This window comes from Scardovia inopinata JCM 12537, from assembly GCF_001042695.1.
GTDB lineage: Bacteria > Actinomycetota > Actinomycetes > Actinomycetales > Bifidobacteriaceae > Scardovia > Scardovia inopinata.
Genome location: NZ_AP012334.1, coordinates 1,395,109 through 1,409,861, shown reverse-complemented (window position 1 = coordinate 1,409,861; position 14,753 = coordinate 1,395,109). Strand labels below are relative to the sequence as shown.

The following is a 14,753-nucleotide window of genomic DNA, read 5'->3' as shown; positions in this document are numbered from 1 at the left end:
TTATTTACAGTAAATCCAGACTAATTTTCAGATCCAGTGGCTGATCTGCTGCCAGATGATAGCGGTCATGGACCGGGGCTCCCCAGGAATCATCGCCTCCAATTCCCATTTGCCCTGCAAGAGTTCTCAGATAAGTATGCTGAGGGTGCAAGGGCAGGTCTTCCCGATGGGTAGCATCTTCAATCTGCAGGGTGCTGTAGGGCAGGAGGCTAAGGCAGAAGGCGGCCTGAGGGTCAAAAGTCTGTCCCCTGGTTTCCCCGCTTCCGGCACTGATTCGGAGCCCGTGCCCCTGCTGATCGGTAATTTGAGCCCAGCGGACGCCTTCATGATTCCCTGTTTCTTGGGGGAGCAGGTAGGGTGCAAATTCTTGCTGAGCGGTAGTGGAGAAAATGCCTAGGTGGCTTCCTTCCCTGCGATCCTGATAGTTCTCGTCATCTCCAAAACCGTAGTAGGTCAGGTTAGAATATCTGGCTGGCAGAGCCCATTCTAGGCCAAAGGCGGGTAGGCTGGGGGTCTGTTCTTCGGCGCTACCGGGGTAAGACAGGTGCAGATGCACCCGGGCAGTTGAATCAACCTGGTAGGAGAGTGTTACCGGAGTGTGGTGGGGATTAGCCAATCGATATGTATAAACAGCACTGATGCTTTGGTCAGATACGTCAGTTTTTATATCACTTACTGTTGCATAGCGGCCTGCCCCAAACCAGACGCTGCGGTCAAAGCCGTGGCTGCATCCTCGATCGTTGTCTGTCATGGGACGCCAGGTGAGAATCTGGGGAGGGCGGGCAATAATTTGATCATTCCCGTCAGTCATAGATACTATTCCCCCCTGGGCCAGGGAGAGAAGGACTTCCTTGGTCTTCTTTCTGCCTGCTGAAGCATCTGTAGTCTGAAGTCCCAGATTCCAGCGGCCACTCACCGTTGCAACGGATATGTTTGACGTGAGCTGGTCAGATTTGTCGGTCAGACTCTTCTTTATCAGACTCTTCTGTAGAGTATGAGCCAGCTGACCGCAGCTGATCTGGTAGCCAGAATCTGCCCAGGCTGTCATTTGTCCCAGATGATAAGTGACCTGGTAGATCAGCTCAGATGGACCGTCAGCTTTTATCCTGATCTGATCTGTGGGCAGGGAAAGAGGAATAGTGCGGGATTGGCCGGCAGGAATATCCCAAACCTTCTTTTCCTGCCAGACTGGCAGACCATCTGCCAAGAGAGTTATGGTGAAATAATTGCCGCCCTGAGCGGTGGAAACAAAGAGGCTGTCGTTGTTGATAGTCAGTCTGATTTGGCCCGGACCGGAACCTGTCAGCTTAATCTTGATATTTGAATAGAGCTCTTTGACCTCTGCCGCCTTGGGAGAAACTGTTCGGTCAGCAAAAATAATGCCATTGCAGGAAAACTCATAATCTGCCGGCCGGTCATCCCAGTCGCCTCCGTATGTGAGTCGCTTGCTGCCGTCGGGCAAGGTTTGAGTCAGGGCCTGGTCGATGTAATCCCAAATAAATCCTCCTTGATAGAGAGGATATTTTTCCAGATCGGTATACTCCTTCAACCCTCCCAGAGAATTACCCATAGCATGCATATATTCACAGGAAATATAGGGCTTAGAGGGATTAGATTCCAAGTAATCCTTAATTTCCGCCGGTTTGGCGTACATCCGGCTTTCCACGTCGGTAATGTGGTCAAAGGCACGGTTCCAGGTAACGCCCTCGTAATGAACAGGGCGGATTGGATCGAGCGAATGAGCACATCTGCTCATGGATTCAAAAACTTTCCCCGCATAAGATTCGTTCCCCAAAGACCACATCAGCACACTGGCGTGATTATAATCCCTCTGTATCATAGAGCTGATTCGGTCGCAACAGGCATCTCCCCATTCCATTTTGCTGCTGGGAACATTGGTCTGAGGAACAACCGTCTCGCCCGGGGTAGACCAGGTCCCGTGTGTTTCTATATTGGTTTCATCAATCAGATAAATACCATACTGGTCGCACAGGTCGTACCAGAGATCCTGATTAGGATAATGACTGGTGCGAACAGCGTTGATATTGTGCCGCTTGAGGAAGTGCATATCCCAGATCATATCGTCGGCGGTCACTGATCGTCCCCGCTGACAGTCGAATTCGTGTCGGTTGACTCCTTTGAAAATAACGCGTTTTCCATTGAGAGCCAAAATGCCTGAAGCAGGGTCAATGGCGAAACGGCGCAGGCCCAGTCGTTGAATACTAGTTTCCAGGAGGTTGCCCGCTGAATCTTGTGTTTGCACGGACAGGGTGTAAAGATAGGGATCTTCGGCACTCCAGGAGTGAGCCTGATCAATGGTGCCAGAAAAAGTCACTACTCCAGGACCTGGAGTCTGATCCAGCCTTGTTCGCTCTGATTGCCATACCAGGACACCTTCCTGATTGCAGACGGTGGCTCTCAAACTGGCTGCACCCTGCGCGGTTACAGAGGCCTGAAAACTTCCCTGATTGCTGGCCTGATCAAAATCGGTGCTGATTGTCATGTTGTTTACATGACCTTGGGGATGGACAGCAATCTCAACCTGCCGAAATAGTCCATGCATCCGCCAGAAATCCTGGTCCTCCAGCCAGCTGGCTGAACTGAATTCGTAGCAGGCAACAGCCAGGGTATTATCGGTGGGTTTGATAAGACTGCTGATGTCGAATTCGCTGGGAGTAAAAGAATCCTCCCCGTAACCCACGAAAGTTCCGTTTAACCAGACGTAGATGGCAGTGGAAGCTCCATGGAAAATGATGCTGGTGCTTAAACTGTTTTCTAGCTCCCGGGTCAGGGAAGGATTAAGACAGAAAGTTGTTCTGTAGAGGGCAACATGATTTAGGTCCATAGGAACAGAAGGGGCTGTGCAGTCCCGCCTCCCATCCCAGGGGTATTGCTGGTTAACGTATTGGGGCCTCATAAATCCTTCTGTTTCCAGGCAGGAGGGGACGGTGATCGGCCTGTAGACTGAGTCGTCATAGTGAGGTGCTGCAAAATCTGCTTTCTCCACATCCACTTGGCTGGCTGGCAGCACCAACACTTTCCACTGTCCATCCAGGTATTGCTGGCAGGGAGAAGGGGCAAAAGGATCCGGATTTAGGTCGGGCCCTTTTCCTGGTGCATAAAAATGATGGGAATGGGGTTCCAACCGATTAACTTCGTAGACGGTGGGGTCGGTCAGCCAGTCCGGCCTGGCAAGAGAAGAAGTGTGGTGGGTCATGGGTGTTCCTTATGGGTCTTCCTTTTGTTTCCCTGCCGGGGGCGTCTCTGTTCCCGGTGAAAGGACTGGTAATAACTTACTCGACAAATCTTAACTTAATAAGTCTTAATACATATAATAATTCAAAAACTGGAAAAATAGTTGTGACGGAGAGGGCTGGCCATGTCGGAGAAAGTGCTGGCAAGGGAGGTGTTTCTCCCAGTCCTGATTTGGCAAAATACTCATGTAGAATAAGGACTAAGCGGCAAGATGATTGCTGCAACAGGAATAAAGCAGCATTTGGATAAAGACTAAAGTAAAGACTAAAGACTTAAAGACTATAGACTATAGGGGTGGTCATGGGGAACAATATGTGGGTCAGGGCGGCAGCAATCTGCTGTGCTATTTCACTGCCACTGACCCTGTCAGCATGCGGAGATAATGAGCTTTCCCCTTATCTGTCCCAGAACTTGTCTGAGCAGCAATCAGCACTCCCCGCGAATAAGCCGCATCTGAGCGGGGAATTCGCCGGAGCCGGAGCCTCTTCCCAGAAAAGCGCTGTCGATGCCTGGATTGTGGGTTTTTCCGCCTCGCAACCTCAGACTGCCATTTCCTATGATCCTTCTGGTTCCGGGGCAGGGGTCAATACCTTCCTGACTGGAGCTGTATCCTGGGCAGGGACTGATGCTCCCTTAAGCAGGCAGCAGCTGGAATCATCCCGATCGGTCTGCCAAGGAAAAACCGCTTTTGACATTCCCGTCTATATTTCTCCCATAGCCGTCGTCTATAATCTGTCTGCTTATGGGCTCAATAGCAGGAAGAATCCTATCCGCCTATCACCTGGTACCCTGGCAAAAATTTTCACTGGCTCCATTACTAGGTGGAACGATCCTGCCATTAAGAAGGAGAATCCCAGTCTGGCAGCAAAATTGCCCGATATCTCCGTCACTCCCGTCTGGCGATCTGATAAATCGGGAACAACCAAGGTTTTTCAGAACTACCTCAAGGAAGCAGCCCCAGCTGCCTGGTCCTTTGAGCCTTCGGAAACCTGGCCGAATTCGGTAGGGCAGGGGGCGAAGGGAACATCAGGGGTTGTGTTGACTGCCAGTCAGGCTCAGGGAACCATAGGTTATGCGGATGCTGCCCAGGCCTCAAACCTGGGAAGAGCTGCCGTGAAGGTGGGCTCGTCCTACGTTTCTTATTCGGCAGCAGCAACTTCCCATCTGATTAGTAAGTCCCCGCTTAGTTCCAAAGATAAGGGTCCAAGCCGATATGTCATCGATGTAGACTTTGCGACCAGTGATAGCGCGTCGTACCCTATTGCCCTAGTCAGCTATGCGGTTGCCTGTCCGGTCTATTCCCCGGCCCGACGGCAGACAGCAGACTTTATCAAACAGTGGCTGACTTACGTTGTCAGTCCGCAGGGGCAGAAACTGGCAGCTGAGAATGCCGGTTCTGTTCCTCTTAGTCCGCAGGTGAGAAAAGAAATCATGAAGTCTATTTCCAGAATTTCATCAGGATCATCAGGATCATCAGGATCGTCAGGATTGTCGGAGTCGTCAAAGGTGTCAGGGTCGTCAGGGGAGGCACGATAATGGCAGCGCGTTTACCTCGTGCCCTCCAGGCTCAGGCCCAGGAAAAACATGACCTGACTGTCTCTTCGACTTCTAAGCACCGGGCTGATAAGGTTTTCAAAGGCCTGGCCATGGGATCAGGAATCCTTATCCTTGCTATTCTGGCCGCAGTAACGGTTTTTCTTTTTATCCAGGCTGCTCCCATTGTTGTGGGCAGGAAGGACCACATTAGGGAGACCATCTCAGGATTTACCGGCGGTCAGACCACAAATTTCCTGGCTTTTGTGGGTCCTTTGGTTTTCGGAACAGTCATTACCTCAGCCCTGGCCCTCCTCATGGCTGTCTTTGTAGCTATAGGAATAGCCCTTTTCATCTCACATTATGCCCCGAAAAGATTGTCCTCTATTCTCAGCTATGTGGTTGATCTGTTGGCTGCTATCCCATCTGTGGTTTACGGCCTTTGGGGTGCACTAGTTCTAGTTCCGCATATTTATCCAGTCTGGGATTTGATTAATAAGGCCGTGGGCTGGATTCCTCTCTTCGGGCCTCAGGCTTCCAATCCACCCCGAACCGTAGCTACAGTATCGTTGGTGCTTGCCGTGATGATTCTGCCTATTATTACTTCCATGGCCAGAGACATTTTTATACAGACCCCTGTTCTTCAGCAGGAAGCAGCTCTTGCTTTGGGAGCTACCAAATGGGAAATGATTAAGCTGGCTGTTTTGCCTTTTGGCAAGTCTGGTCTGGTTTCGGCCTCTATGCTTGGCCTTGGCCGGGCTTTGGGGGAGACGATGGCGGTTTTGATGATTCTCTCACCTGGGCGTACATATGGAATAAACCTTCTTAAGGCGTCCAGCAATCAGACTATCGCTGCTAACATTGCTGCCCAGTTCCCGGAGGCTGACAGCATGGGCGTTTCTGCCTTGGTCGCTACCGGCTTGGTCCTTTTTGTGATTACCTTCCTGGTGAACTATATAGCCCGTCGGGTAACGTCCGGTTCTGTTGGCAAGGAGGGGAAATGATGAATAAAAATACGTCTTCAGATTCCTCTGACGTCCCAACTCCTGACTTCGATAAATTCGCTCCCAGCCGCTCCTCCTTGCGATCGCGCAAACGAACAGATGTGGTCATGCGAATTCTCATTTATACGGCTTTTGTGATTGCTCTTATCCCCCTGATTTCTGTTCTGTGGACAACTATTTCAAACGGCTTGCCCCAGTTCACCTGGTATTTCCTCACTCATAATATGCGGGGGGTCGTTGGAGGGCTCTACCCCTATGGAGGAATCCTTCATGCCACAATAGGGACTATTGAAATCACCCTGGCTGCCATGATTATCTCCATACCGATTGGAATTTTGACCTCTGTCTACCTGGTTGAATATGCCCACAGTGGCAGACTGGCAAAAGCTATTTCTTTCTTCGTTGATGTCATGAGTGGCATCCCCTCCATTGTCGCTGGTCTTTTCGCATATTCCATGTTCGCCATCCTTGCCGAGCCCGGGACTGTCAATGGCCTGGTCGGGGCTGTGGCCCTCTCTATCCTCATGATTCCTACCGTGGTACGGTCCAGCCAGGAGATGTTGACGATTGTTCCCAATGATCTGAGGGAAGCTGCATACGCTTTAGGCGTTCCGCGCTCGCGCACTATTGTGAGAATTGTTCTTAGAACTGCATTGCCAGGAATCATATCGGGGGTTATTCTGGCCATCGCCCGTGTCATTGGAGAAACCGCCCCCCTGCTTATTGCCTCTGGCTTTATCAGCTCCACCAATACCAATCTTTTCTCCGGCCGTATGACCACCCTACCTGTATATGTATACAATGAATATTCTCAGGGACTGGCTGCCTGCCCGGCTGCTGCCAGAGCCCTGTCCAACCCCTGCATTGCTTCCATCAGAATGGAGAGGGCCTGGTCCGCAGCCTTGGCACTGATCCTTATCGTTCTACTTTTGAATGCTCTGGGAAGATTGATCGCTAAAGTGTTTTCAGTCAAAGGATCAGCTAAATCATGATCAAAAAAAGTTTTATACACATACATAATAAAAACTGCGAAAACAACACGAATCGGGAAAGCAGGGAATAAATATGGGCCAAAGAATGGATGTAAACCATCTCAACGTTTATTATGGTGATTTTCACGCTGTTGATGATGTCACTATGGCTCTGGAAGCCAATAAGGTGACTGCCTTTATCGGTCCGTCAGGCTGCGGAAAATCGACAGTTTTGCGAACCTTGAATCGGATGCATGAAACTCTTCCTGGGGCATACTGCACGGGGGAAGTCTTGCTGGAAGGACAGAACCTTTACGCCGATACCATTGACCCGGTGGAAGTCAGAAGAAATGTGGGAATGGTCTTTCAAAGGCCAAATCCTTTCCCTACTATGTCCATTCGTGACAATGTTCTGGCTGGGATCCGTCTGAATAATTGTCGTATTTCCAAGGAAGATGCCGATGAACTAGTCGAATGGGCCCTGAGGGGGGCAAATTTGTGGAACGAAGTCAAAGACCGGCTGGATAAGCCGGGGATTGGCCTGTCCGGCGGCCAGCAGCAGCGCTTGTGCATTGCCCGCGCTGTAGCCGTTCATCCCCAGGTTCTGCTTATGGATGAGCCCTGCTCAGCCCTGGACCCCATTTCTACCCTGGCAGTGGAGGACCTGATCACCCAGCTTAAAGATGAGTATACTATCGTGATTGTGACTCACAATATGCAGCAGGCTGCCCGGGTCTCTGACACCACTGCCTTCTTTAATACTCAGGGATCTGGCAAACCTGGGCATTTGGTTGAAATGACCGACACGGCAACCATGTTCTCCAGCCCCAAGAAAAAGGAAACAGAAAGTTACATTTCAGGACATTTTGGCTGATCCTTTGGCTGATCCTGCTTCCCACTTTTTCCCTCGTTTCTTCATCTTCTCTTCTTCACCTTTTTCTTCCCTCATCTTCTTCATCTTCTCTTCTTCACCTTTTTCTTCCCCTCCCATTCTCTTTTTCTTCTTTTCTTTCGTCTTTCTCTTCCGCCTGACTTATCTCATTATGCGGACCACGATCCTGTCAAAGCTGACACTATGCATAATCACATCGGTACTGTGTATTATTCTCGAACATGTTCCCCCTCAACAACGATATGTACTGGTTTCTGGTGATTCCGCATTTCTTGTGGGTCAATCCTCAGACCCGGCGCTGTATTGCTGAGGAGAGCGGTGGTCATTTTGTTTAACCAGTCCACTACTAGCAGTCTTGTATGTGACTGCCCCGGGGTATGACAAGGAGAAACAAGGAGCCCACACATACTAATACATCTCGTATGTGAAGGAATCTGATGGAGAAATTTTTTAAACTCAAGGAGAACGGTACCACCGTCTCCACTGAGGTAATTGCAGGTCTGACAACCTTCTTCGCAATGGCATACATCATTGCGCTAAACCCTAACGTTTTGTCCTCAGCAGGGATGCCGTGGGGAGCTGTTTTCATTGCAACAATTATTTCGGCAGTGATCGGCACCCTAGTCATGGGTTTGTTTGCCAATGTGCCTTATGCTCTGGCACCGGGTGTTGGCATGAACGCTTTTTTCACCTTTACTGTGGTCAAAGGTCTGAATTTCACCTGGCAGGAAGCCATGGCGATGGTATTTATCTGCGGTTTGATTAATATTTTGATTACGGTGACCAAACTGCGAAAGATGATTATTCGCGCAATTCCGCCGATGCTTCAGCACGCTATTAGTGGTGGCATCGGTATTTTTATTGCTTACGTGGGCCTGGTCGATATTGGTCTGATTCATTTTACTGCTGACAAAACCGCTGCTTCCGGAGCCAACATCGGGATGGCGTCCATTAATACTCCCACTCTGGTTCTTTTCCTGATTGGCCTTTTCCTGGCTATCATTCTGACCATCCTTAAGTTCCCTGGAAAATGGAGCTTTCTGAACAAGGGAGCTTTCATTATCTCCATGATTGTTACTACCGTGATCGGCATTCCCATGGGAGTAACCAGCCTGTCTCACAGCGTCAATCTGGGGCAATCTTTCGGCCAGCTTCCCCAAACGTTCCTAGCTATTTTCACACCTCAGGGCTTTCCAGCTCTGTTCAATGATCCAGCCAGGATACCCTTGGTGCTGGTGACCATCTTCGCCTTCTCCCTATCGGATATTTTTGACACTATCGGCACTTTTATTGGAACAGGGCGACAGTCAGGCATTTTTTCCCAGGAAGACGAGGAGGCTATGGAGAATGGAACTGGATTCAGCTCCAAGATGGATAAAGCTCTCTTTGCTGATGCTACGGCAACATCCATTGGGGCTCTGGTGGGCACCTCTAACACAACCACCTATGTCGAATCCGCAGCCGGCATTGCTTCCGGCGGCCGCACTGGTCTCACTTCCATTGTGGTGACCATCTGCTTCCTCCTCAGTGCTGTCCTTTCTCCGGTGGTTTCCGCCGTTCCGACGGCAGCCACGGCTCCCATTCTTGTAATCGTTGGCTGCATGATGATGAGCTCTTTCGGCGAAATTCGTTGGGATGACATTAGCACCGCTATTCCTGCTTTCTTCACCTCTATCTTCATGGCCTTTTCCTACTCCATCTCCTATGGTATCGCCGCTGGTTTCATTACCTACTGCGTAGCAAAGGTCTGCAAAAAGGAAGGCAAGGATGTGCATCCCATTGTGTGGGGAGTTGTGATCTTGTTTATCCTGGATCTAGCGCTCCAGTCTATTATTTAAAAATTTATTTAAAAAATTTAAGATGAGTTTAGGATGAGTTTAGGATGAATTTAGGATGAGTCTAAGATGAATGGTATGCAGTAAGAATGATATGCCATCATAGCATGTTGTTTTGCCGTCCAGCTCAGTGTATTGGGTTTATACAGTGAGACCTATGACTCATCACTTCATTACTGTTATGGTGCATATGGGATGAGGCTTACTCGCATCCATATTTGTCCGCGATGGTGAATATCGACATGGGTACTGTTGGAATGACAATACCCATGTTTTTCTTCCTCTTCCTCTTCCTTTTTACCCTTTCTCGGCTTCCCCTCTTACTTTTCCTCGGCGTTTTCTTCTTGTCTCTTCATTTTTGTCTTTTTCTTTGTCGCTGCTGACACCAAGTGGGGAAATTCTTTCCATTTCGCTGTTTTGGGTCAAGCTTGGCGTTTCAGGGCTTGGTAATCTGCGCGGTATTCTTTCTACGCTCACCCAACAAAGAGATCCGTGATAAAGTTTTAGCCTTTCCAATCGTCTCCCTCTTATATCTTCGCGTTGGGTGAGGAAACTAAGCAGTGTATTGGGTAAAAAATCGATATTAAATCGTCTTTAAGCCATGTAAATGCATCTTGCCGAAAAATCTCGGTCCAGGAGATCCTAAACAAGCAGAAAATGTCCTTGAAACTACAAAAATTCAAACAAGCGAAGTTCAAACAGGGAAGGCGTACAAATATTGAGAATGTAGGGATCTACGGGATCGTATCTTGTATTTAGGAGTTAAGGAAATTTGTCATGTCAGCTTTCCTAATCAGAAGTTGAAATTCCTTGAGTTCGGCGTGTTTTCCACATAAAGATGAGAGGCTTTTCCACATTCGACCACATTGAGGTTTTCTCTTTTCTATAGAAGTTTTTTGCAATATATTAGACCTATTCTGAACGGTTAAGACTATCGTCGAGAAGTAAGTCGGCCTGAGGGAAAGCAAAAATTGATGAGACGCGGATAGCGGGCTGGCAAATAGCCAGTTTGGAGTCAGCAACCATCATGTTTTAGGTTGTAGGTAGGAGGCTAACAAAGCCATCAGCTTGCAATCGTTTGCACTTCATGGTCGAATTCTCTTCGTGGTCGAACGAAATTTATCGGAGGAAATGCAGAATATGCGAGCTTCACTCATATTGCGTCGTCCCAGACGCGACAATATCATGCGGTATGCTGCCTGGAGCCGTCAACAGGATGCATACGCGCAGTGCATCAATCTCCAGCGCCGCACCCGACATGAAATTGTAGCAAGTCATTTCACGGCGGCTGCTTTGCTTGGAGTTCCTCTGCCAGTTAAGCGCCAGACACTTTTTGTTGCTGTTCGATATAAAGAGCAGCGGCTGAGACTTAAAAATGTCAGCTGTCGGTACTGGAGCAATGCAGATACCCCAGGGTCTGTCGTCGAAATCAGCGGGATTACTTGTGTTTCGCCCGAAGCGTTGTTCATCCAAATGTCAATGGAACTTACGCTTAAGCAGTTAATTATGTTCGGTGATTCACTGATCTGCCGAGATCAGAAGCTTGCGCTTACAACGATTCCACAAATCCGGTCTTTCATTGCTCGATGCAAAAGATTCCGCGGTCTGAGGAAATGCTTGCGTGCGCTGCGTCTAATGCGCACTCGCACTGATTCTCCACAGGAAACGAATGTGCGGTTGCAAATTCTCCAGCATGGGCTTCCAGAGCCTCGAGTCAATGTTCAGGTAGGGAATAATTTCATTGATCTTGCTTATCCAGCTGTTCGCATAGGAATTGAGTACGATGGGCAGCATCACCTTCAACAAATTGACAGTGACCACGAGCGTGTCAATCATATTCAATCAACAGGTTGGCGGATATTCGTTATTGATAAATTTATTCTTGATTCTTCCGCACGTTTTACGGTTTTTCTTAGCGACATCATTGAGGCTATCAATGGTGTTTCCGAGAGAAAGTTTGATCTGTCGCTGGCGCGGGCAGCTGTGACTGTTCACAAAATTGCTGATGGTCGACGACGCAGGGTTTTCTTGGGATAATTGTGGGTAAGTAAAAGTAAGTATATAAGTATCTTATTCCTTTCTTGTTATCAGTAAGCGTGCATTCGATAGTTTTTGGCCGCCTACCCAAATAACTTATTTTTGCAGCGCAAGCATTATCAAGCTCAGCGTTGAGTAACTCTACACTGTTCACTCATTATTCTAACGTGTTGTGTCATTTAAAGCAGTCATGTCATTGTGAATAATAGCTGCTGGCATTTTGAAGGTTCTTCTTTTGAATTTATCAATTTGGTACATCAATATTTTATTTTTGTCCTCACCTAACACGCGATTACCGTTTGTATAAGCCTGAAGAATCAGCACATTTCTAAATCAATTTCGTGTTAGGTGAGTCGAGTGCGCAATGGAACAGAAATAATTTTCAAGTATCAAACAGTAGTAAGGATCTTTATTGATGGCGATGCGGCATCCAGTATGTAAAAGCATTCATTCAGCCGTAATACCATTAAACGATGGAAATGGTCTGAGGCGAGGCTTTATTAAAGGATAGAATACAGGTTTTGCCTCAGACAGTGATTCGAACCAGTCTGTTTTGGCTCGAATACGCGGTGAGGCTTTGTCGAGACTACCAGCTCAGGCTCACCCAACGTGCAGATAGCGTGTACAGATAGCGTGCAGATAGGGAGGGAAAAATAATGATGGAAGTACTGGTTTTCCTTTTCTTAAAGGATAATAAGTTTTTTACGGAAGAAGGTAAATGCGAGTTGGGTGAGGGGAGGCGAAGGGAGGCGAAGGGCGAAGACAGCAAAAGCATAAGAACGAGCGACGCATGCCGAGGAAATCAGGAAACGTGGAAAGAAGTGGTAAACCAATTTGTGAGAAAGCAAGAAGTGACGAAATTAGGAGTATGTGGGTCATTAGTTAAGGATGGGATTAAGAGTTGACCGTTAATCAAGCGCCTAGCTTCTTGCCTAGCTTCTTATCGTCTAAACATAGCAACAGATTATGTTGAAGCTAAGTGGGCGCTGCTCCGAGCGGCTGACTCTCCGAGCGGCTGACTCTCAGACCTAACCTTTTTATAAGACCTTTTAATCTTCAAAAACCTTATTTACTCTTTAATACCAGCCACTGCTGTTGGAATGAGCCCAGGCGCCGCATGGAGTCGAGTAACGGCCAGCAATATAATTTAAGCCCCAGTTAATTTGAACCCTGGAGTCGCTCTGCCAACCGGCACCCATCTTGCTGCCGGGCAGTGCTTGTGGAATTCCATAAGCGCCAGAAGGATTAGCAGCGGTGGTACTCCAGCCGGATTCGCGCTGCCATAGCTGCACCAAGCATGTAAACTGACTTTCATTCCAACCCCGTGCGAGCACTTGGGAGTGCGCATAGGACTGAGCTTGGCCAACTGGCATGGTGGTGCCGTAGTTAGGAGTGGAACTTGATGAAGAGTTGGAAGATCGGGAAGAAGAACTGGAAGATGATCCAGTACCGGTGTTTGAAGACTTCGTGGATTTAACTGGCTTCTTGGTTCCTACCAGGATGACCTTATTAACTGGAGCCGTCTTGACATATTGAGAGATGGTATTAGTTGAGAGGGTCTTTGTCCCGTTTTTGGTGACCAAATTAGTGTAGGTCATAGTGCCGGTTTTCCCCTCTGTCTGGACTTTAGTTGTTCCAATGGGCAAGGAGCTGTCATTCTTCTTAATTACATTGAAGGGGATTGATTCTTCAATGGTCTGAATCTCAGAATTTGGGCTTGAAATTTTAATGACTGTGGATTCAGTCACCTTGGAATTCAGCGAAGGGGATACGGTGTCATTGGCATTGAGAGTAATATTTCCTGCCTGAAGCACAGACTTTACCGTGGTAAACCGATTCCCCACGACAAGGCGACTTTTACCGTTGACGGTTACTCGAATGTAGGTTGTGTTCTTTCCTGCTCCATTACGGCCCTGGGACAGGGCTTCGCGGATATTATCGCGGGAGACGTCCTGGGACCCATTTTTGAGATCATTCACTGAATACTCGGTTATATGAGCTGTGGCTGCAGCAGACTTCTGCCCCATTTTAAAAACAATGGCTCCGCAGGTGGTAACCATGGCAATGGCAGCAATAATAGCAATGACGACCATCCATTGCTTGCGTGACATACGCGAGAATATTGATTCGTTGCGTGCTATGTGACGTCCAGCCATAAAACTCCTTAATACGTTCGCTCATTGCTATCCGTTGAGTAACACTAAGTCAGTACTTTAACAAACGTCATAAACATTTTCCACGAAAAAGGTAAGTATAGAAGAGAATAGAGAGAATATATGAGGATTCTGCCTATAATCATCGCTACATTTAGTATATGAAAGATAGTATATGAAAGATGAAGACTGGGATTGTGTCAGACATCAAAGAGGGCCGATTAACTGGTTGATGTAGATGGACCTGACAGGTATGTCACATGAAAGAATGGTAGGGGATAATCCTGATCAGGACATCCCCAGACAGGACTGTCCCCCAATGAAAGAAAGGTTTATTGTGCGGCTTCGGCCATGTCCAGCTTTCTTGCCTGTGAAATGAGATCATCTAAATCAGACTTGCGTAGGGCGCCGGCTTCTTTGTAGATAGTCTGACCGTTCTTGATGATTGCCAATGTGGGAACCGCCTGGATCCCAGCCGCTGCAGCCAAATCCTGATTCTGGTCAATATCAACTTTGGCAAAATATGCATCGGTATTTTCTTCACTGGCTTTGTCGTATATAGGGCCAAACGCCTTGCAGGGGCCGCACCAGGTTGCCCAGAAATCGATAAAGACTAGGTCGTTGTTCTTGATGGTTTGGTCGAGGGTAGCGGAAGTGAGTTCATGAGTAGCCATTTTTTGCCTTTCTGTGGTCTGCATATGAAGGTTACCATTATACGGATTATGCCTGAGCGGTGCTCGGAGGAAGGGGCTGGCAGATTTTTGTCTTTTGCACGAATCTGACAGTCCTGACTTCTTCATACGTGAATAACTATCGGAGGCTTAGTCCTATTCCCTGTTCACTCTCAGCGGGAGGAGAGGTTTTGAATATGGATGTTTTGAATATGGAGTAAGTCTGATCTGCACTGGTTCCAATTCAAGCGGTACAGGACAACTTAAATAGCAAGTAGACAATAATAGATATAAATGAGCATCAATGGCAGGTCGCGCGGGTTCCCTGAAACGCGGGTTCTCTGAAAGGTGTGAGATGAAGAAACGAGGTAAAGAAATGGGGTAAAGATATGAGATAAAAGT

Annotated in this window: 10 protein-coding genes; 6 read left to right on the top strand and 4 right to left on the bottom strand. The window is 48.1% G+C overall.

Annotated elements, in window-relative coordinates:
- Positions 1 to 4: 4 nt before the first annotated feature.
- The gene (locus SCIP_RS05715) at positions 5 to 3,217 is read right to left on the bottom strand and encodes a glycoside hydrolase family 2 TIM barrel-domain containing protein (protein ID WP_006293666.1); all 3,213 of its coding nucleotides are present in this window, start codon (positions 3,215 to 3,217) and stop codon (positions 5 to 7) included.
- Positions 3,218 to 3,555: 338 nt separating this feature from the next.
- Here SCIP_RS05715 and SCIP_RS05710 point away from each other — a divergent pair, with 338 nt between their 5' ends.
- The 4 genes from SCIP_RS05710 (at position 3,556) to pstB (ending at position 7,637) form a co-directional block, all read left to right on the top strand.
- Positions 3,556 to 4,791: a phosphate ABC transporter substrate-binding protein PstS gene (locus SCIP_RS05710; protein WP_048349276.1), complete on the top strand. Its 1,236-nt coding sequence runs from the start codon at positions 3,556 to 3,558 to the stop codon at positions 4,789 to 4,791.
- The gene (pstC, locus tag SCIP_RS05705; protein WP_006293668.1) at positions 4,791 to 5,792 is read left to right on the top strand and encodes a phosphate ABC transporter permease subunit PstC; all 1,002 of its coding nucleotides are present in this window, start codon (positions 4,791 to 4,793) and stop codon (positions 5,790 to 5,792) included. Before SCIP_RS05710 ends, pstC begins: the two co-directional genes overlap by 1 nt.
- A complete protein-coding gene (gene pstA / locus SCIP_RS05700) occupies positions 5,789 to 6,784 on the top strand; it encodes a phosphate ABC transporter permease PstA (RefSeq protein ID WP_006293669.1) in 996 nt (331 codons plus the stop codon). The genes pstC and pstA overlap by 4 nt, the downstream gene beginning before the upstream one ends.
- Before the next feature lie 73 nt (positions 6,785 to 6,857).
- On the top strand, positions 6,858 to 7,637 hold the full coding sequence (gene pstB, locus SCIP_RS05695; protein ID WP_006293670.1) for a phosphate ABC transporter ATP-binding protein PstB: 780 nt from the start codon (positions 6,858 to 6,860) through the stop codon (positions 7,635 to 7,637).
- Here pstB and SCIP_RS08410 read toward each other — a convergent pair.
- Positions 7,620 to 7,754 carry a hypothetical protein gene (locus SCIP_RS08410; protein WP_258190459.1) on the bottom strand — a complete coding sequence of 45 codons (135 nt, stop codon included), beginning with the start codon at positions 7,752 to 7,754 and terminating at the stop codon, positions 7,620 to 7,622. The genes pstB and SCIP_RS08410 overlap by 18 nt on opposite strands.
- Before the next feature lie 338 nt (positions 7,755 to 8,092).
- On the opposite strand from SCIP_RS08410, the gene SCIP_RS05690 reads away from it, so the two are divergent.
- Both SCIP_RS05690 and SCIP_RS08335 read left to right on the top strand, forming a co-directional pair.
- Positions 8,093 to 9,493: an NCS2 family permease gene (locus SCIP_RS05690; RefSeq protein ID WP_006293671.1), complete on the top strand. Its 1,401-nt coding sequence runs from the start codon at positions 8,093 to 8,095 to the stop codon at positions 9,491 to 9,493.
- A 1,632-nt stretch (positions 9,494 to 11,125) separates the two neighbouring features.
- A complete protein-coding gene (locus SCIP_RS08335) occupies positions 11,126 to 11,527 on the top strand; it encodes a DUF559 domain-containing protein (RefSeq protein WP_231288050.1) in 402 nt (133 codons plus the stop codon).
- A 1,076-nt stretch (positions 11,528 to 12,603) separates the two neighbouring features.
- Here SCIP_RS08335 and SCIP_RS05675 read toward each other — a convergent pair.
- Positions 12,604 to 13,683, bottom strand: coding sequence for an aggregation-promoting factor C-terminal-like domain-containing protein (locus SCIP_RS05675; RefSeq protein ID WP_040591311.1), 1,080 nt, complete (start codon positions 13,681 to 13,683; stop codon positions 12,604 to 12,606).
- Positions 13,684 to 14,012: 329 nt separating this feature from the next.
- On the bottom strand, positions 14,013 to 14,354 hold the full coding sequence (gene trxA / locus SCIP_RS05670; protein ID WP_040591459.1) for a thioredoxin: 342 nt from the start codon (positions 14,352 to 14,354) through the stop codon (positions 14,013 to 14,015).
- Positions 14,355 to 14,753 lie beyond the last annotated feature (399 nt).

What these genes read in the sequence shown, in the direction of transcription:
- SCIP_RS08410 (WP_258190459.1), bottom strand. Translation starts at nt 7,754, where the DNA reads ATGGGAGGGGAAGAAAAAGGTGAAGAAGAGAAGATGAAGAAGATGAGG.
- SCIP_RS05690 (WP_006293671.1), top strand. Translation starts at nt 8,093, where the DNA reads ATGGAGAAATTTTTTAAACTCAAGGAGAACGGTACCACCGTCTCCACT.
- pstB (WP_006293670.1), top strand. Translation starts at nt 6,858, where the DNA reads ATGGGCCAAAGAATGGATGTAAACCATCTCAACGTTTATTATGGTGAT.
- SCIP_RS05675 (WP_040591311.1), bottom strand. Translation starts at nt 13,683, where the DNA reads ATGGCTGGACGTCACATAGCACGCAACGAATCAATATTCTCGCGTATG.
- trxA (WP_040591459.1), bottom strand. Translation starts at nt 14,354, where the DNA reads ATGGCTACTCATGAACTCACTTCCGCTACCCTCGACCAAACCATCAAG.
- SCIP_RS05715 (WP_006293666.1), bottom strand. Translation starts at nt 3,217, where the DNA reads ATGACCCACCACACTTCTTCTCTTGCCAGGCCGGACTGGCTGACCGAC.
- pstC (WP_006293668.1), top strand. Translation starts at nt 4,791, where the DNA reads ATGGCAGCGCGTTTACCTCGTGCCCTCCAGGCTCAGGCCCAGGAAAAA.
- SCIP_RS05710 (WP_048349276.1), top strand. Translation starts at nt 3,556, where the DNA reads ATGGGGAACAATATGTGGGTCAGGGCGGCAGCAATCTGCTGTGCTATT.
- pstA (WP_006293669.1), top strand. Translation starts at nt 5,789, where the DNA reads ATGATGAATAAAAATACGTCTTCAGATTCCTCTGACGTCCCAACTCCT.
- SCIP_RS08335 (WP_231288050.1), top strand. Translation starts at nt 11,126, where the DNA reads ATGCGCACTCGCACTGATTCTCCACAGGAAACGAATGTGCGGTTGCAA.